20 protein-coding genes are annotated in these 22,097 nt (G+C 70.6%); 11 read left to right on the forward strand and 9 right to left on the reverse strand.

What is annotated here, in order from left to right; translation table 11 throughout:
- The first annotated feature begins 23 nt into the window (after window positions 1-23).
- From EIY87_RS30950 to EIY87_RS30970, 5 genes are read left to right on the forward strand one after another with little or no spacing between them, the layout of a single operon-like run.
- Window positions 24-1,610: an AMP-binding protein gene (locus EIY87_RS30950; RefSeq protein WP_125313339.1), complete on the forward strand. Its 1,587-nt coding sequence runs from the start codon at window positions 24-26 to the stop codon at window positions 1,608-1,610.
- A gap of 30 nt (window positions 1,611-1,640) precedes the next feature.
- Window positions 1,641-2,528 (forward strand): amidohydrolase family protein, encoded by an 888-nt coding sequence (locus EIY87_RS30955; RefSeq protein WP_125313340.1) that lies wholly within the window; start codon window positions 1,641-1,643, stop codon window positions 2,526-2,528.
- A complete protein-coding gene (locus tag EIY87_RS30960) occupies window positions 2,528-3,328 on the forward strand; it encodes an SDR family NAD(P)-dependent oxidoreductase (protein WP_125313341.1) in 801 nt (266 codons plus the stop codon). The genes EIY87_RS30955 and EIY87_RS30960 overlap by 1 nt, the downstream gene beginning before the upstream one ends.
- A complete protein-coding gene (locus tag EIY87_RS30965; RefSeq protein ID WP_125313342.1) occupies window positions 3,325-4,338 on the forward strand; it encodes an LLM class F420-dependent oxidoreductase in 1,014 nt (337 codons plus the stop codon). The genes EIY87_RS30960 and EIY87_RS30965 overlap by 4 nt, the downstream gene beginning before the upstream one ends.
- Entirely contained in the window at window positions 4,338-5,420 is a 1,083-nt protein-coding gene (locus EIY87_RS30970) for a fumarylacetoacetate hydrolase family protein (protein ID WP_125313343.1), read from the forward strand. Before EIY87_RS30965 ends, EIY87_RS30970 begins: the two co-directional genes overlap by 1 nt.
- Window positions 5,421-5,436: 16 nt before the next feature.
- Here the strand turns inward: EIY87_RS30970 and EIY87_RS48545 are convergent, their stop codons facing one another.
- Window positions 5,437-6,330, reverse strand: a complete 894-nt coding sequence (locus tag EIY87_RS48545) for a helix-turn-helix domain-containing protein (protein ID WP_225440125.1) — start codon at window positions 6,328-6,330, stop codon at window positions 5,437-5,439.
- 88 nt (window positions 6,331-6,418) lie between these two features.
- Here EIY87_RS48545 and EIY87_RS30980 point away from each other — a divergent pair, with 88 nt between their 5' ends.
- Window positions 6,419-7,504: a cytochrome P450 family protein gene (locus tag EIY87_RS30980; protein WP_191984316.1), complete on the forward strand. Its 1,086-nt coding sequence runs from the start codon at window positions 6,419-6,421 to the stop codon at window positions 7,502-7,504.
- A 51-nt stretch (window positions 7,505-7,555) separates the two neighbouring features.
- Here EIY87_RS30980 and EIY87_RS30985 read toward each other — a convergent pair whose 3' ends face one another.
- The 3 genes from EIY87_RS30985 to EIY87_RS30995 all read right to left on the reverse strand — a co-directional run bounded on the left by EIY87_RS30985 (window position 7,556) and on the right by EIY87_RS30995 (window position 10,512).
- On the reverse strand, window positions 7,556-8,458 hold the full coding sequence (locus EIY87_RS30985; protein ID WP_225440126.1) for an alpha/beta hydrolase: 903 nt from the start codon (window positions 8,456-8,458) through the stop codon (window positions 7,556-7,558).
- A 17-nt stretch (window positions 8,459-8,475) separates the two neighbouring features.
- A complete protein-coding gene (locus tag EIY87_RS30990; protein WP_125313344.1) occupies window positions 8,476-9,537 on the reverse strand; it encodes an NAD-dependent epimerase/dehydratase family protein in 1,062 nt (353 codons plus the stop codon).
- 84 nt (window positions 9,538-9,621) lie between these two features.
- Window positions 9,622-10,512, reverse strand: a complete 891-nt coding sequence (locus tag EIY87_RS30995; RefSeq protein ID WP_125313345.1) for an enoyl-CoA hydratase/isomerase family protein — start codon at window positions 10,510-10,512, stop codon at window positions 9,622-9,624.
- A gap of 114 nt (window positions 10,513-10,626) precedes the next feature.
- Here EIY87_RS30995 and EIY87_RS31000 point away from each other — a divergent pair, with 114 nt between their 5' ends.
- Entirely contained in the window at window positions 10,627-11,601 is a 975-nt protein-coding gene (locus EIY87_RS31000) for an AraC family transcriptional regulator (RefSeq protein ID WP_125313346.1), read from the forward strand.
- Between the two features lie 73 nt (window positions 11,602-11,674).
- Here EIY87_RS31000 and EIY87_RS31005 read toward each other — a convergent pair whose 3' ends face one another.
- From EIY87_RS31005 to EIY87_RS31025, 5 genes are all read right to left on the reverse strand, one after another.
- Window positions 11,675-12,400: a response regulator transcription factor gene (locus EIY87_RS31005; protein ID WP_125313347.1), complete on the reverse strand. Its 726-nt coding sequence runs from the start codon at window positions 12,398-12,400 to the stop codon at window positions 11,675-11,677.
- Window positions 12,397-13,608, reverse strand: coding sequence for a sensor histidine kinase (locus tag EIY87_RS31010; RefSeq protein ID WP_125313348.1), 1,212 nt, complete (start codon window positions 13,606-13,608; stop codon window positions 12,397-12,399). Before EIY87_RS31010 ends, EIY87_RS31005 begins: the two co-directional genes overlap by 4 nt.
- A gap of 4 nt (window positions 13,609-13,612) precedes the next feature.
- Window positions 13,613-14,620 carry a hypothetical protein gene (locus tag EIY87_RS31015; protein WP_125313349.1) on the reverse strand — a complete coding sequence of 336 codons (1,008 nt, stop codon included), beginning with the start codon at window positions 14,618-14,620 and terminating at the stop codon, window positions 13,613-13,615.
- A gap of 20 nt (window positions 14,621-14,640) precedes the next feature.
- Window positions 14,641-15,240 carry a carboxymuconolactone decarboxylase family protein gene (locus EIY87_RS31020; RefSeq protein ID WP_125313350.1) on the reverse strand — a complete coding sequence of 200 codons (600 nt, stop codon included), beginning with the start codon at window positions 15,238-15,240 and terminating at the stop codon, window positions 14,641-14,643.
- 80 nt (window positions 15,241-15,320) lie between these two features.
- Complete coding sequence (locus EIY87_RS31025) at window positions 15,321-16,370, reverse strand: LysR family transcriptional regulator (protein ID WP_225440127.1); 1,050 nt, start codon at window positions 16,368-16,370, stop codon at window positions 15,321-15,323.
- Between the two features lie 16 nt (window positions 16,371-16,386).
- Between EIY87_RS31025 and EIY87_RS31030 the strand changes: the two genes are divergently transcribed.
- The 4 genes from EIY87_RS31030 to EIY87_RS31045 are packed head-to-tail and all read left to right on the forward strand — an operon-like array spanning window position 16,387 to window position 22,078.
- A complete protein-coding gene (locus tag EIY87_RS31030; RefSeq protein WP_125313351.1) occupies window positions 16,387-17,181 on the forward strand; it encodes an ABC transporter ATP-binding protein in 795 nt (264 codons plus the stop codon).
- Entirely contained in the window at window positions 17,181-19,433 is a 2,253-nt protein-coding gene (locus tag EIY87_RS31035; RefSeq protein ID WP_125313352.1) for an FtsX-like permease family protein, read from the forward strand. Before EIY87_RS31030 ends, EIY87_RS31035 begins: the two co-directional genes overlap by 1 nt.
- 45 nt (window positions 19,434-19,478) lie before the next feature.
- On the forward strand, window positions 19,479-20,876 hold the full coding sequence (locus EIY87_RS31040) for an MFS transporter (RefSeq protein WP_125313353.1): 1,398 nt from the start codon (window positions 19,479-19,481) through the stop codon (window positions 20,874-20,876).
- The gene (locus EIY87_RS31045) at window positions 20,873-22,078 is read left to right on the forward strand and encodes an FAD-dependent monooxygenase (RefSeq protein ID WP_125313354.1); all 1,206 of its coding nucleotides are present in this window, start codon (window positions 20,873-20,875) and stop codon (window positions 22,076-22,078) included. Before EIY87_RS31040 ends, EIY87_RS31045 begins: the two co-directional genes overlap by 4 nt.
- Window positions 22,079-22,097: the final 19 nt, after the last annotated feature.

Genomic DNA, 22,097 nt, shown 5'->3' on the forward strand with positions numbered 1-22,097 from the left:
GTGCGGGAGCCGACGCTGCAGGGGTGACTCCCTCCGCCACTACCCAGAGCTCTTCGCCAGCGTCGGCGGCCTCGGCCGGTGCGACGCTGAGCGACCTCATCGTCCAGTCGCTGACGCGGCACAGCTCGTCGGAAGCGTTCGTCGCGGGCGACCGGCGACTGACCTACGCCCAGGTGCGGGACCTGGTCTCGCAGTACATGGGCGCGCTCGGCCGGCGCGGCGTCGGCCTGGGGGTGGGCGTCACCATGCTCAGCCCGAACACGCCGGAGTCCTGGATCGTGCAGGCCGCGACGTACCTCCTCGGCGGGCGCTTCACGGGACTCCAGGCCCTGGCCTCGGTGCAGGACCACATCGTGGTCTGCGAGGACGCCGAGGCGGCCGTGCTCGTGGTGTCGGCGTCTTTCGAAGAGCACGGCCGGCAGGTCCTCGACCAAGTCGACTCGTTGCGCCACCTGCTGGTGGTGCCGACCGGTGGGGGACTGCCCGAGGGCGAGTCCTACGCCGCACGAGCGCTCGATGCCGGGCCGGCCACCGAGTCCGACGTCGCGTGGCTGCAGTACACCGGCGGCACGACCGGCCGGCCCAAGGGCGTGATGCTGCCGCACCGGGCGATGGCGCACCTGGCGCTCTCGCACCTGGTGGACTTCGAGCAGCCGCACCGGCCGCGCTACCTGGCCGCGGCGCCGCTCACCCATGCCACCGTGCTCAGCGTCGTCCCGACCCTGCTGCGCGGCGGGACGGTCGTCGTCGAGCAGGGCTTCGAGCCCGGCCGCTTCTTCGACGTGATCGAGGCGGAGCGCATCAACTGCTTCACGGGGATGCCGACGATGATCTACGCGCTGCTCGACCACGCTCGGCCGGAGACCAGGGACCTGTCGAGCCTCGAGGTGATCTGGTACGCCACCGGGCCGATGTCGCCGGTGCGGCTGGCCGAGGCGCGCGAACGCATCGGGCCGGTCTTCGCCCAGCTCTACGGCCAGACCGAGTCGACCGGCATCGGGACCGTGCTGCCCAAGGCCGCCCACGAGACAGCCGACCTCGAGCGGCTCGGCTCCTGCGGCCGGCCGGTGCTCGGCAACCGCATCCGGCTGGTCGACGACGGCGGCCACGACGTGGCCGTTGGCGAGGTCGGCGAGATCGTCATGCGCAACCGCGGCGTCATGCTCGGCTACCGGAACCTGCCCGAACAGACCGGCGAGGCGCTCAAGGACGGCTGGCTCCACACCGGCGACCTCGCTCGCCAGGACGACCAGGGCCTGCTCTACATCGTGGACCGCAAGAAGGACATGATCATCTCCGGCGGCTTCAACATCTACGCCAGCGAGGTCGAGGCGGCCCTGACCGGCCATCCGTCGGTGAGCTCGGCCGCGGTCATCGGCGTGCCCGACGAGCGGTGGGGCGAGGTCGTCGCCGCGTTCGTGGTGGCCCGTTCGGGGCAGGAGATCGACGGGCCCGCGCTCCAGGCCTTCGTCAAGCAGGTCAAGGGCTCGATGTACGCGCCCAAGCAGGTCGTGGTCGTCGACTCGCTGCCCCAGACGGCGGTCGGGAAGGTCGACAAGAAGGCACTGCGGGCTCCCTATTGGCGCGACTCGACGCGCAACGTCCACTGACCCGTCAGCATCGAGGAAAGGCCCTCAGCGTTGAGCACAGACACGACCCCCCGCCTGATCGACTTCCACTCCCATTGGGGCACCGAACGCGGGTGGCGCGGCAGTCCGTATGAGACCGCGGCGGACCGCGAAGCCCTGCGGGGTTACTTCAAGTGGGGCATGAGCTTCGTCAGCGACGAGGAGCAGGCCGAGCAGTTCCGCGCGGCGAACGCCCGGGTGATGCTGGACTTCGCCTTCACCTACACGTTGGAGGCCGGCGCCGTCCGGGAGCAGCACGACTACGCCTTCGACTTCGCGCGCCGGCACCCCGACGTCGTCCTCGGCCACTGGATCGGCATCGACCCCACGCAGCCGGCCCACGTCAAGGAGCTGGAGCGCTGCCTCAGCGACGGACCCGGGCTGATCGGACTGGCGGTGCACTCGTTCACCCCGGCAGGCCCGCCGGACGAGCCGGGCTGGGCGGCCTGCCTGAACCTGTGCCGCGAGGCAGGCCGTCCGGTCCTGGTGCACGTCGGGATGTCGGCGACCGGTGCCGGCACCCGCGGCGGCATGGGCATCACCCTGGAGGGCGGCCACCCGCGGTACGTCGATCGGGTGGCCGCGCGCCACCCCGACCTCAACGTGATCGCGGGCCGGGTGGCCTGGCCCTGGCAGTCGGAGATGATCGCGACGGCCCTGCACAAGGGGAACGTCTGGCTGGAGCTGCACGGCTGGTCCCCGCGCTACTTCCCCGACGAGCTCAAGCGCGAGATCGGGAAGCGGCTGCGCAAGCGCGTGTTCTTCGGTGCCGACTACCCGATGCTCAGCCACGAGCGGCTGGTCGCCGACTGGCGTGAGCAGGGTTATCCGGATGACGTCCTCGACGACATCTTCACGGGCAATGCCGAGGCTTTCCTCGCCGAGATCGGGGTGGCGTGATGGACCTGGGACTGACGGGCAAGGTCGCCATCGTCGGCGGCGGCAGCGACGGGCTCGGCTTCGCGATCGCCGAGCGCCTCCTGGCCGAGGGCGCCCACGTCGCCTTCTTCGCGCGGCGCGCGGAGAAGGTCGCCGCGGCGGAGAGGCAGCTCACCGAGAGGTACGGCGAGGAGCGGGTCCTCGGCCTGGCCGCCGACTGCTCGAGCGCCGCGGACCTGGAGATGGTGACCGCCTCGACGCTGGAGCGGTTCGGGGACGCCGTCCACGTGCTGGTGACCAACGACGGCGGACCGCCGATCCGGCGGATCTCCGAGCTCACCGACGAGGTCTGGCAGCAGGCCTTCGAACGGCACTTCTTCTACGTCGTCAGGTCCGTGCGGTCCACGCTGCCGCACATGACGGCCGAGGGCGGCAGCATCCTCAACGTCGTGTCGGCGGTCGCCCGGCGTCCCGCGGTCGGCATGGCCGCGCCGACGACGGTGTGGTCGGCGGTGATCGGCTACGCGCAGACCCTCGCCCTCGAGGTCGGTGCGCAGGACATCAGCGTCAACACCCTGCTGGCCGGCTACTTCGACACACCACTGCTCGCCAAGACCATCGAGCGTCAGCCCGAGCTGTCCAAGGAGCGGCTGGGGAGCACGGTGCCGCTGGGACGCGTCGGCGCGTCCCGGGAGTTCGCGGACCTCGCCGCCATGCTGGTCTCACCGGGCTCGAGGTACGTGACCGGCACGGTGACCCCGGTCGACGGAGGCGCCAGTGTCGGTCTGGGCGCCAGTTTCGACTCCGCGGCCCGGTCGTGAGGCTGTCGACCACGCTGACCCACGGCGGCGACCCGCGGGCGGCCGCCGAGCAGGTCGCCGCCTTCGAGGCCGCCGGGCTCGACACGGTGTGGGTCGCGGAAGGCTACGGCTTCGACTCCCCGACGCTGATGGGCTACCTCGCGGCGCGCACCTCGACCGTCGAGATCGGGTCGGCGATCCTCAACGTCTACTCCCGCACACCGGCCCTGCTCGCCCAGACCGCGGCGGGCCTCGACAGCGTCTCCGGCGGCCGCGCCGTCATCGGCCTGGGTGCCTCCGGACCGCAGGTCGTCGAGGGCTGGCACGGCGTGCCCTACGCCCGGCCCGTCGGCCGGACCAAGGAAGTCGTGGAGATCATGCGCGCCGCCCTGCGCCGTGAGCGGGTCGAACACGACGGCCCGTCCTTCCAAGTGCCGCTCCCCGGGAGCAGGCCGCTCAAGCTGATGAGCAGGCCGCCGCGTACCTCGGTCCCGATCTACCTCGCTGCCCTGGGCCCGAAGTCGGTCGAGGGCGCCGCGTCGTACGCCGACGGCTGGCTGCCGTTCCTCTACTCGCCCGAGGACGCCGCTCGGGTATGGGGTGACGCGCTCGCCGCCGGAGCGGCCGCACGCTCCGCGGATCTCGCGCCGCTGGAGATCGTGGCCGGTGGCGTGGTGGCCGTCGGAGAAGACGTGAAGGGCGTCCTCGACCTCGTCCGTCCGGTGTTCGCCCGCTACATCGGCGGTATGGGCAGTCGCCGCAAGAACTTCTACAACGACCTCATTCGTTGGTACGGCTACGAGGACGAGGCCCGGCGGATCCAGGAGCTCTACCTCGATGGCAAGAAGCGGGAGGCCGAGGCAGCCGTACCGCTCGAACTGCTGGAACGGGTCAACCTCGTCGGCCCGGCCTCGTACGTCAAGGAACGGATCGAGGCCTTCCGCGAATCGGGCGTGACCAACCTCCAGGTGACCCCTGTCGGTGACGACGCCACCGAGCTGGTACGTCGTCTCAAGGAGTGGAGTACGTAGTGATTCACCACGTGATGTTCTTCTGGTTCCGGAAGGACTCGCCGCAAGCGGAGGTGGAGGAGGTTCTGGAGGGTATCCGGAGTTTCGCCACCATCCCCGCCGTCAAGGACGTCTCGATCAGCGAGAATCGAGGATTTCCGGAGTCGTCCGCCCCGTTCACCCATGCCGCCATCCTCACGTTCGACGATTGGGACGACAAAAACGCATATCTCGGTGACGACCTGCACCAGTCCGTTCGGCGCAGGGCGATGTCCGTGCTCGGCGAGCTGAAGACCATCAGCGTCGACACCGGCCGAGCAGCAGCCCCGAGCCTGGAGGACCTTGCGGCGCAACTTCACAATGCGGAGCTGAACCGCCGCACCATCGAGCCGTTGTCAGAGCAGGTCCCGGGGCTGACTGTCGCGGATTCGTACCGGATCCAGCAGCTGAACGTCGCTCGCCGCCTGCGAGACGGCGGTGCTGTTGTCGGTCACAAGGTCGGCCTGACCTCCGTTGCCATGCAGGAACAACTCGGCGTCGACGAACCCGACTACGGGGTCCTTTTCGCCGACATGCTCCAAGCCGACGGCCAACCGATCCCGGTGTCCGGTCTGATCCAGCCGCGGGTCGAGGCGGAAGTGGCTTTCCTCATGGACCGCGAACTGCGCGGGCCAGGCGTCACCGAAGCTGACGCGCTCGAAGCGATCGTGGGCGCGCTTCCGGTGATCGAGGTGATCGACAGCCGCATCAGCGCGTGGAAGATCGGCTTGGCCGACACGATCGCCGACAACGCGTCTTGCGCGAAGGTTGTTCGCGGTGAAGTCGTGACGCCGGTCGCGGAAATCGATCTCCGCACCATCGGAATGGTCCTCACGGTCAACGGCGAGGTCGTATCGACGGCTGCCGGAGCTGCCGTGCTCGGGAACCCGATTCGCGGGGTTGTCTGGCTCGCCGACAAGTTGGCCGAGTTCGGGGTTTCCTTGCGGCCGGGTGACCTCGTGCTTGCCGGCGCGCTCCACGCGTCCATTCCGGTGACCGGAGGAATGTCGGTTAGCGCTGAGTTCGCGAACATCGGCGCGATCACCGCCGAATTCACTTCCTGACGGCGACCGCGCTCGGCTACCGGTCGCGGGCGTACTGGGCTGGAGTTTGGTTGTAGCGCCGGCGAAACGAACGGATGAAGTGGCTGCTGTCGGCGAACTGCCAGCGGGCCGCGACCTCCGAGACGGGCCGGCCGGCGGCCAGCGCGCGGCGGGCCTCTTCCAGGCGACGGCGCCGGATGTAGGCGGCGACGGATTCGCCGGTGCCGGCGAACGCGCGGTTCAGGGTGCGGATGGAGACGTGCAGTTGACGGGCGAGCAAGCCGGGTGTCAGTTCGGGGTGGGTGAGCCACTGATCGGCGAGTTCGCGGGCAGCCGTGGCCAGCGCGGGGGCCAGGGTGGGTTCGGTGTCGTCGACGTAGTGGTGCACCACGCCGCGGGTCAGCTCGATCAGTGCGTTTCTGGCTGCTTCGACGCCGTGGCCGGCGAGTTCGTCGATCGTGTCGTGGAGCAGGCTGGCGTGGGCCAGCAGGAGGCGTACTTCGGGTGCGACGGCCGGGCCGCTGACCGGTTTGTCGCCCGCGTGGCCGCCGATGGCCCCGGCGGGCAGCGCGATGGTGGCGCCGGCGGTCTGCGGGCTCATCTCGAAGCCGGTCAGGCCGGCGGAGCGCCGGACCGTGAACCGCCCTCCCGGCAGGGCGAGCCGGCTGCCGGAGTGCTGCAGAGTCCAGGAACCCCGGTGCACGACGTACAGCCGCAGCTCGTCCGCCGCCCGCTGCGTGGTGCCTGATCGCAGCCTGACCGCGGTGCGGAAGTCGGTGAGGACGGCGTCCCGTACCCGGGCCTCGCGGGTCCGTACCCGGGCGCCGAGCTCCGTGCCGGTGGCGTATTCCGGCGGTCGGTCGCAGCTGCCGGTGTGCTCATCGAGTTCCGGACTCCCGCTCATATCGCCATTGTGGCCCGCATCTTCCACCCCATGGCTCCCAGATCCAATCGGAGGCACCGGCACGCCACTTACGTTGGCAGACACCACGGCACCTGGATTCGGTGAGGAGCAGCCCATGACGCCCCTGCTGGTGACCGGTTTCGACGCTGCGCGGCGGATGCTGTCCGAACGGCGGACGTCGAAAGTCCTTGACGCGGAAGCGAGGGGACTCTCCCCGGAACTGGGTGACGCGATGCTGCGCATGATCCTGTTCCTCGATCCGCCGGGCCACACCCGCCTGCGCCGTCTGGTCTCGGCCGCCTTCTCCGCCGCGCGCATCGAGGCGTTGCGCCCGCGCGTCGAGCGCGTCGCGGCCGATCTGCTGGACGCGATGGACCGGCCCGAGACGCTGGACCTGATCGAGGCGTACGCGTGGCCGCTGTCGATGCAGGTCATCTGTGACCTGCTCGGCGTCCCGGCCGACAGCCGCGAGGAGTTCCGCACGTGGACCGCCATCGTGGCCGGCGGCGCTGCCCGGGAACACGAGCAGCCCGCCCAGCTGACCCGGTTGCTCGGCGTCATCCGGGGGATGATCGCCGACCAGCGCGCCCACCCCGGCGATGGCCTGCTCAGTGACCTGATCGCGGTTCGTGCGGAGCAGGACCGGTTGTCCGACGGCGAACTCACCTCGATGGTCTTCGCACTCCTGGTCGGCGGGCACGAAACGACCGCCGGCCTGATCGGCAACGGCGTGTTCCGGCTGCTCGAGGACCGCGAGCGGTGGAACCGGCTGCGGGCCGAGCCCGGGCTGCTGCCCACCGCGATCGAGGAGTTCATCCGGTTCGACACCCCACTGGCCACGACCACCTACCGGGCCGCCGCCGAGACGTTCGAGTTCGACGGCCGGACCGTCGCGGCCGGCACGCCCATCGACGTCGGCCTGGCGCAGGCCAACCGCGACCGGAGCCGGTTCCCCGAGGCAGACCGGCTGCGGCTGGACCGGGTCGAGAACCCGCACCTCGGTTTCGGCCACGGCATCCACTACTGCCTGGGCGCGCCCCTGGCCCGGCTGGAAGCCCAGGTCGCGTTCGCCGCCCTGCTGAACCGGTACCCCGACCTCGACCTCGCCGTTCCGGCCGGCGAGCTGACCTGGCGTGCCGACTTCATGCACGCCGTGTCCAGCCTGCCCGTCCGGCCCCGAGGCGCCCCGGCCACGTCATGAGTGACGACCGGCTGAACCCGCTCGTCATGGTGCCCTTGCGGGCCCGGGCCGCTATTCCCTCGTGAGGTGCTCGACGAACCAGTCCCGTGCGGCTGCGACCGCCACGTCCTTCCATTCGGTGTAGAGGATGTAGTGGTGCCCTGGCAGGACCATGATCGACTTCGGTTCTCCTGCTGCGGCATAAGCGGCGAGCTGCAGATCGGTCGAACAGTCGGCGTCCGGGTTGGTCAGGATCATCCGCAGCGGGGTGGGGGCGATCTGTTTCATGAGCGGCATGATGTCGTCGATCGGGGTGGGTTCGAAGGAACGGAGGGTGACCCGCTTGTTCCAGTTGCGGCGCTCCTCGTCGCCGAAGGTGGCGAAGTGGCTGCCGTAGTCGGTGGTGGGGTCTTCGGGGAAGTGGATGTACCGGGGTTCCTTGCCGAGCGCTCGATCGCGGCGGTCGTCGGCGAGTGCCCGCTCGTAGGCATCGACGTCTCCGTCGCTGATGAACGCGGCCCAGTGCTCCGGGCTGGTGGTGATCAGTGGAACTTGGGCGAGGGCGCACTTGATCCGGCGGTCGACCGCCGCGACGGCGAGGACGTTGCGGCCGCCCAGGCTCGTTCCCCAGATCCCGATGCGTGCGGCGTCGACGTCGGGGAGCGTGGTGGCGAAGGTGATCGCGCTGCGGAAGTCTTCGATCTGCCCGGTGTGGTCGACCTCATCGCGGGGAAGCCCTTCGCTGTCGCCGAAGTTGCGGTAGTCGAAGGCCAGTGCGCCGATGCCGGCGGCGACCAGTGCGCGGGCGACGGCGGGAATGGTCCATTCCTTCAACCCGCCCAGGCCGTGCGCCAGTATGACCACGGGGTGCGGCCCGCGGGTGTCCGGCGTCGCCAGCCAGCCGCGTAGTTTCACGTGCCCGGAGTCGAACTCGACATCGCGCCGTGCCATTTTGTCCTGGACATTCTCGGTCATGTTCGTTTCTCCCGTTGTCAGTCGAGGATGAACGTGCCGCCGGCGGCAACGGCGAGATCCGGCCCGAACGCGGCCGCCGGGGTGTAGGCACCGGGCTTGCCTTCACCGCGCGCCAGCCGCAGTGCGACCTCGGTGACGACGGCGGCCGTGTAGTCCATTCCGTCGTCGGCTCGCAACCAGCCCTCGCGCGTGGTGCCGTCGGGCCAGGTGAGCACCGCGTGTCCCCACGAGTGCCGACGCGGACGCGGTGCGGCTTTCATGCTTGCCCGCGCCATGCGACGGACGGCGAACCGCCGCACTGCCGGAACGGACAGGAGTGCGGCGGCTAGCGGCAGGACCGCGCTCGCCAGCGGCGAAGTGGGTGCCAGTGCGGACGTCACGGTGACCGACGGCGCTCCGCTGGCCCGCTGCGCGGCCACCAGTTCGGCCGAGGGCGCTCCGGCGGACTTCACCGTCTCACCGTCGGGCAGTGTGACCGTTCGCGGGTCTGCGCCGAACCGGGCCTTGACCAGTTGGCCGTTCTGGTAGCGCCGTCCGCCCCTGGTGATCGCCTCGACGATCGAAGACGCGAAGGCGTCGCCCACAACGCCGGATTCCACGGCGACCGACGCCAGCGCGTCGACCCGGACGTGGCTGGGCGCCGAGCGGTCGGTGCACAGGGCCGCCACCACCGCTTCGGTCGCGAGAACTCCGAATCCGGCACCGGTGACCAGGGTGCGGCCCGCGGCTTCTGCCTCGGAGTGCCGATCGAGCAGGTGCGAAACGGCGCTCAGGTCGGTGGCCAGATCGACGTAGTGGCCGTCCGGCAGGACCGCCTCGACCAGCGCGGATGCCGTCTCGCCGTAGTTCCCGACGAGATTGACCACGACACCCGGCCGTCGCGCCCTGATCGCGTCCGCGATGGATTCCGTGCCGTCGGCGACGAGGATTTCGCCGGCCGTGCCGGCGCGCAGGGCGGCGAGGCTCTCCCGGCGCCGGCCGACCAGCACCGGGGCGGCGCCCTGCTCGGCCAGCCGTGCGGCTACCGACCGGCCGATGCGGCCGGTGGCCCCCAGGACCCAGATTTCACGCTCCGTCATCCTCGCATCTCCTCAAGTGATGTCTCACTGTGTCATCGCAACCGTAGCACAAGTGACGACACAGTGAGACATCACTGGACGGCTCTACCGCTGAGCCGCGGGCCGGAACCCGGGTGACAGGCTGTCGACGAGCCCCTCGAGATCCCGCTCGCCCTCACGGGTCTGCACGCCCGCTGCCAGCTGCTTCCGGGCGACCTCGACCATGTCCTCGGTGAACAGTGAGTACAGGGCGGCGTTTTCGGCGGCGTAGGCCTCGACGGGGGCGGGCGGGGTCGCGGCTCGGACGGTGGTCTTGATCGCGGCGACGACTTCGGGGCGCACGCCCGCCATCCGGCGGGCCAGGGTGTCGACGAAGGCGTCGATCTCGTCGGCGGGCAGGGCCCGGTTCACCAGGCCGTAGCGCTCGGCCACTTCGGCGCCGACGAGCCGGCCGCCGATGAGCAGTTCCAGGGCGCGGGCCGGGCCGAGCAGGCGGGTCATGTTCACCGTGCCACCGCCGCCGGGGAGGATCGCCAGGGTGGATTCGGGCTGGGCCTGGCCGGATTTGCCGATCGCGGCGAACCGCATGTCGAGGGACATCAGGAACTCGTTGCCGGCGCCACGGGCGAACCCGGCCACCTTGCCGATGGTGACCTGCGGAAGGTCGCGGATCTCCAGGCTCAAGGCCTGCAGGATGTTCAGGCCGTCCGGGAGCACGGCTCCCGGGGCGGCGTCGATCGCGGCCTGGGTCGCGGCGGGCAGGGCGTCCGGGTCGGTGACGTAGGCCATGTCGCCGTGGGCGCTGAAGAACTCCGGATCGGCGCTCTGGAACACGATCACCCGGACGTCCGCGTCGGTGCGCACCTGGTGCACGAACCCGCGCAGTGACGGCAGCAGTACGCCGTCCATCAGGTTGAGGGGCGGGTGGTCGAGCGACACGGTGGCCACACCGTCCACGACGGTGATCTCGAGGCCTGTCCAGCTGTGGTAGTCCATGGTGACTCCTTCTCGATGGTGCTCCCGAGACCATATGTAGCGACCAGTGAGGCGAACCATGCCCGTACGACTCAGGTATTTGATCTGCTGCCTCATTTGCCTTAAGGTCAGCTCGTGGATCCCCTGACCGACGCCCTGGCGATCTCGGGCGTCAAAGGCGCGCTGAGCACCCGCGTCGAAGCCGGCGGCCGATGGGCGATCGCCCTGGACGACTATCCCGGGGCCGCCCTGCACGCCGTGACCGCGGGCAGTGCCTGGCTCACGGTCGCCGGCCGCGAACCGGTGGAACTGGCGGCCGGTGACGTGGTCCTGCTGCCCGCCGGCACCCCGCACGGCCTCACCGACGACCCCGCGGACACTCACGGCCGGTGCGAGCACGTGGCCGCTCGCGGGCGCGGCACCGGTGAAGTGATCAGCCTCGGGTCGCGGCCCGCGACCACGCGGATCGTCACCATCCACTACGACTGCGACCCGGCCGCGCTCACCCAGATCCTGACCTTGCTACCCGGTCTCGTGCACGTGCGGGCCGAGGCGGGGACACCGGGGCTGACCGATGCTGTGCGCATGCTCGCCCGGGAACTCGCCCATCCGCAGCTCGCCACGCCTGCCGTGCTGAAGAGCCTGGTCGACATCGTGCTCGTGCAGATGCTGCGTGCCTGGCTCGCGGTGAATCCCCCCGAGTGCTTCGGCACCTGGCTGGGGGCGCTCTACGACCCGGTCATCGGCAAGGCGCTCCGGCAGCTGCACGAGAATCCGGCCATTCCGTGGACGACCTCGATGCTCGCCGAAGCCATCTCGGTCTCCCGCGCGACCCTCGCCCGCCGGTTCCCGGCCGCGACGGGACACACCCCGGCTGCGTACCTGGCGAACTGGCGCATGGATCTGGCCGCCGTGCGGCTGCGCGACAGCCACGACTCCCTAGAGACGATCGCCGAGGCGGTCGGCTACGGGTCGGTGCCGGCGTTCACCCGCGCCTTCACCCGGGCCCACGGACGCACGCCCGGGCGCTACCGCAGTGAGACACGCGGCCACAGCGGTACGGCCTTCCGGCTGGAGACGCCCGCCCCGTCGAGCCTGACGATCGGTTAGTGCCTGTATCGAAGTGGGTTGTCGTGAGTGTTCAGGGCGGTTCTAACCGCCCTGAACACTCACGATACCGGCTTCAGGACGGAGATTCCGTTCCGGCCACCAGACCGGTCTGGTAGGCGATGACCACGAGTTGCGCGCGGTCGCGTGCGTCCAGTTTGGACATGGCGCGCTGCACGTGGGCGCGGACGGTGAAGGGGCTGAGGTACATCCGGTCGGCGATCTCCACATTGGACAGACCGGTTGCGACGAGCGCGACCATCTCGCGTTCGCGCGGGGTGAGCGCGGCGAGCCGTTCGGGATCGCGGGGTGGGGTGTCGGCGGGTGTGGCGAGGAAGCGGGCCACCAGGGAGCGGGTCGCCGCCGGGGACAGGAGGGTGTCGCCGCTGGCGATCGTGCGCACGGCGTCGAGCAGGCCCTGCGCCTCGATCCCCTTGCCGATGAAGCCGCTGGCCCCGGCGCGCAGGGCCTGGGCGACGTACTCGTCGGTCTCGTAAGTGGTGAGGATCAGGACGCGGGTGGCCCGCAGATCCGGATCGGCGCAGATCTCCGCGGTGGCGGCGAGGCCGTCGGTGCCGGGCATCCGGATGTCCGTGATCACCACGTCCGGGCGCAGCTTGCGGGCCAGGGCCACGGCCTCCCTGCCGTCGCCCGCCTCGCCGACCACGGTGATGTCGTCCGCGCTGTCGAGGAGCGTCCGGAAAGCGCCGCGCAGCAACGCCTGGTCGTCGGCGAGGAGGACCCGGAGCGGCGCCGCGTCATCCCCGGTTTCGGGTCCGTTGCCTGGGGTGTCGTGGATCATCGGCCCTCGCCATCGGTCGCTCCGTCGGTTCTCCGCGCTGTTTTACTGGCGGCGGGAAGAGGCAGGCGGGCGGAGACGCGGAAACCCCCTTCGGGACGCGCGCCCGCGACGACGGTCCCGCCGACCGCGGCCGCCCGTTCACGCATCCCGATCAGACCGTAGCCGGGCGGGCGCTCTTGAGCCTTGCGGGCGCCGCCGCCGTCGTCGGTGATCGTGATGGTCACGTGGTCGCGGTTCCAGGCCAGGCGCACCTCTGCACCACCGGTGGCGGCGTGCTTGGTCACGTTGGTCAGGGCTTCTTGGATGACGCGGTAGGCGGTGAGGTCCACGGCCGGCGGCAGTGGCCTGGCCGGGCCGTCCTCGTGCATCGACACCGCCAGGCCGGCGCGGTGGAACGTGCTCAGCAGCTCGGGGACCTGCGCCAGCCCGGGCGCCGGCTCGGTGAGTGCGGAGGTGTCTTCGGGCTGGCGCAGCAGGCCGACCGTGGCCCGTAGTTCGTCGAGGGCGTGGCGCGTGGTCCCGACCAGTTCGTCCAGGCTCGTGCGGGCCTGCTCCGGGCGGGTCGCGAACAGGTGGGCGGCGACGGTGGCCTGCGCGTTGGCCAGGGTGATCTGGTGGGCCACCAGGTCGTGCAGCTCGCGGGCGATGCGCAGCCGTTCCCCGGCGACCCTCCGGCGTGCCTCCTCGTCCCGGCTTTCCTCGGCCCGGCGTGCCCGCTCCTCCATGATCGTCAGGTAGGCCCGCCGGTGCCGCGTCGACCGACCGAACACGGCAGCCACGAGTGGGGTCGCGGCCACGGTCGCCAGCCTGCTGATGTCCGCCCACGAGAAGTCCGTTTCGGACAACGGGGGAACGGCGACGAGCAGCGCCGCCGCCGGGAGCAGGGCGGCGAGCACCACTCGCCGTTCGGCGCGGACGGCGAGCGAGTACGCGCTGACGGCGGTGGGGGCCACCATGAGCGGGGTCGACAGCAGGCCGATCGGCGCGACGAGCATGCCGCACCCGGTCGTGGCGATCACGGTGGCCACGGGCGCGCGGTGCCGCGCCGGGAGCAACCCGGACGACACCGCGGCGAGGAGGTAGGCCGCCACCGGTGGCGCCGTCACCGTGTCGGCCACCCGCAGGGCACCACCGAGCAGGCAGACGGCGAACGCCACCGCGACGACCGTTCCCTCCCGCCACCGCGAGATGTCCCTGGACCGCAGCACAAGATCAGCTTATCTCCGACGTTGCTCGAGAAGTGCGGAACTCGACGCGCACGACCGCGGCGGGCTTGATGACGCCGGCCGGGTTCGGCGGTGTGTGTCCGCCGTCGGTGGTGAAGTAGGCGACCCGGCCGTGGTCACCGTCCTGACGGCCCCACGCGGCACTGGAGGGGCCGAGGAACCGGTGGTCGATCGGCTCGCCGATGATCAGTTCGCTGTCCGTCGCCGCGACCACCGGATCGAGGGGGACGCGCCACAGGGTGTTGTCGATGTGGGTCGTGACGTACGCGACGCCGGCGTCCTCGTCGACGCAGAAGTCGTCGACCGCGTGGATGCCCTTCGCCACCACCTCCGGCTCGCCGGCCGGCCGGTGGGTCACCGGGTCGACGGCCACGCGGGCGAAAACCTGCTCCCACGAGCCGGTGTAGTACACGTAGCCGGACTTCTCGGCGACCCGGACCCCGTTGACCCCCGGGTAGGGGATGGCGAAGGTCTGGGTCAGGTGGACGGCTTTGTCCGCGTCCGTCCCCGGCACCATGGTGTCGTGCTTCAGCCAGACGCCGGCCTTCCCGGCGAGGCCGTCGTCGGTCAGGTCGACCCGCCAGATCAGGCCGGCCGCGCAATCCGCGATCAGGATGACGCCGGGAGCCAGCACGGCACTGCCGTTCAGCCCCGCCGCCTCCACGGGGAAGGACAGCGTCCGGGTCCGGTTCACCGGCGCACCGGGGCTCCAGCCGCGCAGGTCGTAGCGGTCCAGGGTGGCCGGGGCCATGGAGGAGACGTAGAACACGTCGGGCTCGGCCTCGACGATGCTCATGGGCAGGCCGTCGAGCCGGTCCACCAGCACGGCACCGATGGTCGCGTCCTCGGCCGGCGCGGGCACCCACCAGAGTTCCCGTCGATTGAGCGCGGTCACCAGCATCGAACCGTCCGGTCGGACCGCGAGGTTCTCCAGGAAGTAGTGCTCCGGGAATGTCGCGACGGTGGTCAGTGCCGGCTTGTCGTCAACTGTCATTCGGTACTCCTTGATGGTGGTCATTCGGGAGCGGGCACCTGGAACATGGTCAGCAACGTGCACACCGTCTGGTACTGACCCATGACCGCGCCGATGTCGTACAGGCCCCGCTGGCCGAAAGCCTGTTCGGCGGCGCGGTACAGATCGTCGTCAAGCTGGTGTTCGATCAGCAGTTGCCGCGTGACACGGACCGCGAGCTTTTCTTCGGCATCCAGTTCATCGGGCACTTCGCCCTTTGCGAGGGCGTCGATGACGTCCGACGAGAGACCCAGCTGTGCGGCAATGATCTTGTGCGCGTACAACTCGTATCGGGCACCGGTGCCCCACACGGCGCCGACGGCGACGATCACGACCTCCCGCACGCGTTCGGTCAGCGACGTGTGGCCCGACTCCGCGGCCGCGAATTCGAGGAACCGCAGGGCGATCTCCGGGTGGCGGAGGAACGTGTTGAACGGGCCGATCAACCGGCCGTCCCCGGTGCTGATCTCGAATCCCGAATCATTCGCCCACGGCAACTGGTTCGCCATTATCGAGTCGAACAGCTTTTGCTGATCCGGTGTCAAAGTCGATGGGTCGACCAAGGGCAGCCGTCCACCGAGAACATCATGGGGTTTCGTCACAGGAATACTGTGTCGCGGCGACCCCGCCGTGTCCAACGACGTATTCCGATGGCGTGGATCGCTCCGGCAGATGGGTGTGTTCAGCCGTTGGCGGCCAGGTACCGCCGCGCACCACGTTCGAATGCCCGGGCAGCCGCACCCGGAGCACGGCCGGCGGCCGTGGCCAAAGAGATGGGCCAGTCCAGGTCGGCGCCGGTGACACGCACCACGGCCAGTTCCTCGTCGGGCACCAGGACCACGCGCGGGAGCAGGGCGACACCGAGGCCGTGGCGGACGAAGTCGGTGCCGGCGGTGATGTCGGTGATCTCGATCGCGACGTGGCGGCCCAGCCCGGCGGCGGCGAACGCTTCGTCGGTCACCGCGCGGTTGCCGTAGCCGAGCGGAAAGTCGACAAAGGACTCGTCGGCCAGTTCCGAGATCGCCACCTCCCTTCGTGCCGCGAGCGCGTGATCTCGCCGGACGACCAGATCCAACGGGACAGACGTCAGCTCCCGCACGTGCACGCCGGCCGGCGGCCGGCCGGGAAGGGAAATGAACGCCAGGTCGAGCCGGCCTTCCGTCAGTTCGGTCACGAGTCCCGTGGATCCGGTGCCCACGATCGCCAGGTGCACGGACACCTCGGGGTGTTCACGGTGGAACTGGCCCAGCACGGCGGGAAGATCGATCATTCCCAGAGAACTCATGGTGCCGACGCGCAACGTGCCGCGGATGCCACCGGTGACCTCGTGCACTGCGTCGCGGGCAGCGCGGGCGGCGTCCAGTGTCGCCCGCGCCTTCGGCAGCAGTTGCCGGCCGGCGTCGGTCAGCGTGATCTGCCTGCCGGTGCGCACCAGCAAGGGAGCCCCCAGTTCCCGTTCCAGGGACGCGATCGTCGCGGACACGGCGGACTGGACGACGTGCAACCGGGCCGCGGCGCGGGTGAAGCCGGACTCTTCCACGACGGCGACGAAGCACTCCAGTTGACGCAACTCCACACGACGATCATCGCATCGATCGACCCGGCGCGCGTGTAGTGCGTTCGCACCAGAACCGGGCCGGACCGGTCCGTACGCACCAGGCGAAGACGGTCCCGGCAAACGATGTCGGACACCGCGGTGCGCGACAGGGTTGATAGCGGAATCGTCCGGCACGGCAGGAAGAAGTTCGATGAACCCCGGGAACAGCGGCGACGCGATTCGGCTGACGGCCGTTCGCAAGCTCTATGGGAAGCGCGACAACCAGGTGGTGGCGCTGGAGGAGGTGACGACGCGGTTCGGCCGCGGGACGTTCACGGCGATCATGGGGCCGTCGGGTTCCGGCAAGAGCACCCTGTTGCAGTGCGCGGCCGGGCTCGATCAGCCGACGTCCGGTTCGGTGCTGCTGGAGGAGCACGAGCTCAGCGAGCTGTCCGAGACCGAGCTGACCAAGCTGCGGCGGGACCGGATCGGGTTCGTCTTCCAGTCGTTCAACCTGCTGCCGGTCCTGACCGTGCGGCAGAACGTGACGCTGCCGCTGCGGCTCGCCGGCCGCAAACCCGACCGGGACCGGGTCGCGCGGATCCTCGAGCAGGTCGGCCTCGCCCAGCGGAGCAACCACCGTCCGGCGGAGCTGTCCGGTGGGCAGCAGCAACGGGTCGCCATCGCCAGGGCGTTGATCAGCGACCCCGCCGTCATCTTCGCCGACGAGCCGACCGGCGCCCTGGACACCAGGACCGCGCGGGACATTCTCGGCTTGCTGCGGCACTCGTCGCGGGCGGCCGGTCAGACGATCGTGATGGTGACCCACGACCCGGTCGCGGCGTCGTACGCCGATCGTGTCCTGTTCCTCGCCGACGGGCGGCTGGCCGGTGAGCTGCACTCGCCGACCGCCGAATCCGTGGCCGACCGGATGACCCGCTTGGGGGCCTTCGCCGACGAAGGCCCCCGCTCGCAGCCGGTGGCGAACCGGGGAGGGCAGCGCTGATGCTGCAGCTCGCACTGCGCACCCTGCGGTACCGCGCCGGCCTGTTCGTGGCGGCCTTCCTCGCCGTGTTCTTCGCGGCGGCCATCATGATGGCCTGTGGCGGCCTGATCGAGACCGGCACCCGCACGGCTGTGCCGCCGCAGCGGCTGGCCTCGGCCGACGTGGTCGTCGCCGGTGACCAGGAGTACCACGACGCCGGCGGCGACTCCGACGAACCGCCGATCCTGCCCGAGCGGGTCCACATCGACGCGGGGTTGGCGGACACGATCGCGGCGCTGCCCGGGGTGCGGGAGACCGAGAGCTTCGTCTTCGAGGGGGCCCCGCCGCCGGGAACGGTCGACGCGATCGGTGTGCTGGCCGAGCCGGGCGTGGCCGTCAGCGAACTCCAGGAGCGAATCGACGCCAACCTGGCTGCCGGAACCGTCACCCTGGTCGGTGACGAGCGGGGACAGGCCGAACTGCGCGAGGCGAAGGCGAGCGGCGTCACCGTCATGGCACTGGCCGGCGTCTTCACCGCCTTCGCGATCCTGGTGTCCGTCTTCGGTGTGGCTTCCATGCTCGGCCTTTCGGTCGCCCAGCGCCGGCGGGATCTGGCGTTGCTGCGAGCCGTCGGGGCGACACCTCGTCACCTGCGTCGGCTGATCTCCCGTGAGACGCTGCTGCTGGCTGTCGTCGCCACCGCACTGGCTTACTTCCCGGGGCGGTTCTTGGGCGAGTTCGTGTTCGACCGGCTGACCGAGCGCGGGATCGCCGCGGCCGGCCTGGCGTTCCGGCAGGGCTGGATCCCGACGGTGGCCGCCATGGCGATGGCGATCCTCGCGGCCCTGGCCGGTGCCGTGGGCGCCGGACGGCGGGCGTCGCGCGTCAAGCCGGCCCAGGCGCTCGCGGAGGTTTCGGCCGAGGGCGGGCCGATCGGCCGCGGACGCGTGCTGCCGGCGGTGATCGCCCTGGCCGGTGGCATCGCCATGACCATCGTGACCATCGCCGTGGTGAGCGGACCACTCACGCCGGCCACCGCCGCGCCCGCGGTGATCCTGCTCGCCATCGGGTTCGCCGTGCTCGCACCCGTGCTGACGAAGGTCACGACCTTCGCCGTGCAGTGGCCCGTGCGCGCGCTGGGTGGCGTGACCGGCCAGCTCGCCGTGCTCAACGCGCGTGGCCACGGCGGCCGGACCGCGGCCGTGCTCGGGCCGGTGATCCTGCTGACCGCGGTCTCGACCGGCATGCTGTACGTGCAGACGACCAACGACGAGGCCGATCGGCGGGCCTTCGCCGGCAACCTGGTCGCCGACGCCGTGGTGTCCACTCAGGACCGTTTCGACCCGGACCTGGTGCACCGGATCAACGACCTGCCGAACGTCGCGGGAGCCTCGGAGTACGTCGACAGCGTCGGCTTCATCGAGCAGCCGGCGGACAGCTCGCCGTCGAACGAGGGCTGGACCCTCCAGGGCGTCACCGCCGAGGGCGCCGACGCCACCACCCCGGTGCAGGTCACGACGGGCCGCCTCGCCGACCTGCACGGCGACACGATCGCGATCGGGGACGAGCACGCCAAGACGCTGGGCGTCGACGTCGGCAGCACGATCACGCTGCGGATGGGCGACAACACCACCCTCGACGTGCGGGTGGCGGCCCTGTTCACCGCCCCGGACGGCTACGACAGCCTCTTGCTCCCCGCCGACACCCTGGCCGCGCACACCACCGAGGCACACGCGACGCGAATCTTGGTCAAAGCCGGCGAGGGCACCGACCCCGGACGGTTGACGGCGGACCTGACCGAGGTGACCTCCGCCGAGGACGGTCTGACGGTGACCGGCCGCGACGTCCTGCTCCAGGAGTTCAACGAGCAGAAGACGACCGCCAACTTCGCGATCTACCTCATGGTGGTCATGATCGCGGGGTACGCGGCGATCACGGTGGTCAACACGCTGGTGTCGAGCATGACGGCGCGGCGGCGGGAGTTCGGGCTGCAGCGGCTCGCGGGCTCGACTCGGGGCCAGGTCCTGCGGATGGCCGCCGTGGAGGCGGCGATCCTGGCCTTCGGCGGCATCGCGCTGGGCACCGCCGCCGTGCTCGGGATCCTGGTACCGGTCAGCCTCAAGCGCCTCGGGTCGGTGCTGCCCGCCGGGTCCCCGTGGATCTACGCGTCGACGGCCGCGCTGACCGTTCTGCTGACGCTTGCGGCCACGCTCTTGCCCGCCTGGCGGGCGACCCGCGGCCGACCGGCCGAGGCGGCGCTCGCCGTCGAGTGACCCGGCCGATTCCGCACGCACTTTCCTGCCACAGAAAGGATTTCCATGACTGCAACCCTGGCTCCTCCCGTGCGGGCGGGGAAGGCCGCGGTCGGGGCTCTCGGCCTGCTGGCCCTCGCCAGCGGTGCCCTGGAGTCGGTCGTGCAGCCGACACTCCCGCTCCTGCAACGCGAACTGGACATGGGGCCCACCGAAGGGGCACTGCTCGGCATCCTGCTCCCGATCACCGGCGCGCTCGTGACGCCGTTGGCGGGCCGGTTCGGCGACCGCTACGGCGGAAAACGAGTCCTGGTCCGGCTGATGATCGTGGTGTGCGTCGGCGGCATGGTGTCCGCGCTGGCGCCGGGCCTGCCCGTGCTGCTGGCCGGCCAGGTACTGCAGGGCGCGATGGTGGGCGCGCTGCCCCTGTCGTTCATCGTCGTGCGCAAGCACTTGTCCGCGGGACAGTCGAAGGTGGCCATCGGGGTGGTCAGCGGACTGTTCGTGGGCGGCGGGATGCTGGGCACGCTGCTGGCCGGGCCCGTGGCGGAACAGCTGTCCCGGCACTGGATGTTCGCGCTCCCGACGATCGCCGTCGTCGTGGCCACCCTGCTCGTGAACGGGCTGGTGCCGGCGGATTCGGCGGACCGATCCGACGACGCCGGGGTCGACTGGCCGGGGCTGGTCCTGCTGAGCGGGGTGGTGATCACGCTCATGCTCGTGCTCAACCTCGCCCCCGACCTCGCTTCGCAGCCGCTTCTGCTGTGCGGTCTCGTCGTGCTCCTGGCCGCGCTCGTGGCCGGCTGGATCGCCGTCGAACGTCGTGCGGCCTCGCCGATGATCGATCTGCGCCTGCTGGCCCGGCCCATGGTGTGGAAGTCGAGCGTGCTGACGTTCACGATCTGCGTCGGCACCTCGATGGCGATCTTCCTCGTCACCCAGCTGTGGAGCGCGTCCGGTGCCGGGTACGGCTTTGGGGCCGGCGCCACCGAGATCGGCCTCTTCCTGGTGCCCAGCACCGTGGTCGCGACGTTGGCCGGGCCGTTGGGCGGGACCTGGGAGCGGCGTTCCGGCTCCCGTTCCGTGGCCACCGCCGGGGTGGTCATCATGGCCGTCGCCCTGATCGCCATGGCGGTCGCGCACTCCGAGGCGTGGTACCTCGTCGTCGGCAAGGCACTGGTCGCACTGGCCAACGGCCTGGTCGTCACCGCGATGACGACCGGCGTCGCCACCTCCGTCGCGGCGACCGAGACCGGCGTGGCCACCAGCCTGATCCTCGTGACCCGCGTGCTCGGCATGGCCTCGGGCGGGATGCTCGGTGGCGTGCTGCTCGCCGCCGGAACCCCGGCCGGGTCGGACGTCGCGGCCGAATCGGCCTACACCATCGGATTCGTCATCGCCGGCGTCGTCACGGCGCTGGCCCTGTTCGTCACCCGCACCATGTACAAGGGAGTCAAGGCATGACCAGCACCACGCGCCAGAGCCGGGTCCTGATCTCCGGGGCCAGCATCGCCGGTCCCACGCTCGCGTATTGGCTGACCCGCCACGGATACGCGGTCACGGTGGTGGAGCGGGCGGCCGCGGTTCGCAGCGGTGGCTATCCCATCGACGTCCGCGGCACCGCGCTGGAGGTCGTCCGGCGGATGGGGATCCTGCCCCGACTGCGGGACGCGCACCTCGACCTGAAACGGCTGACCTTTCTCGACGGGAACGGCGGCGAGGTGGCCTCGCTTCACCCGCACGCGGTCACCGGCGGTGTCGAGGGACGGGACCTGGAAGTGCGGCGCGGGGATCTGACCGACGCGCTCTACTCGGCGGTCCGCGACGACGTGGAGTTCCGCTTCGACGACTCCATCGACACCCTGGTCCAGTCCGGCGACGGGGTCGACGTCACCTTCCGCGGCGGCGGCCACCAGACGTACGACCTGGTGCTCGGCGCGGACGGCGCGCACTCACGCACGAGGGAGCTCGTGTTCGGCTCCGAAGCGCGGTTCCACCGGTACCTCGGCTACTGCTTCGCCGTGTTCCCCATGCGCAACACCTTCGGGCTCTCCCACGAGACCGTCATGTGGAACACGCCGGGCCGGGCCGCGGCGCTCTACGCCGTGGGGGAGGACGACGACGTGCACGCCTTCCTGACCTTCGCGCAGCCGGAACCACCGTTCGACGCGTTCGCGAACCGGGCGGCCCAGCGGGAACTCGTCGCCTCGGTCTTCGCCGACGCGGGATGGGAGGTCCCCGCGATGCTGGCCGCCATGCGCGAGGCGGACGACGTGTTCTTCGACGGGGTCAGCCAGATCCGCATGCCCCACTGGCACAGCGGCAGGGTCGCGCTGGCGGGTGACGCCGCGTACGCGCCCTCTTTCCTTACCGGACAGGGGTCCAGCCTGGCGCTTGTCGGCGCGTACATGCTCGCCGGTTCCTTGGCGGGCCGGGACCACACCGCCGGGTTCGCCGCCTACGAAGCCGGCACGCGTGAGTTCGTGGCGGTGAACCAGGGGCTGGTCGGCGAGGGTGGCGCCACGCTGTTCCCGACCACGGCTGAGGCTTTGGCGCAGCGCAACGACCGGCTGCGCAGGCTCGTCGCCATGCCCGCCGCTGAGCCGCGATCGGCCCATTCGGCCCTTACGCTGCCCGACTTCACGGCCGGCAGGCCGGCTCAGTAGGCCGCGAGGGTGGCGCCAC

It is taken from the genome of Amycolatopsis eburnea (assembly GCF_003937945.1).
Classification (GTDB): Bacteria; Actinomycetota; Actinomycetes; order Mycobacteriales; family Pseudonocardiaceae; genus Amycolatopsis; species Amycolatopsis eburnea.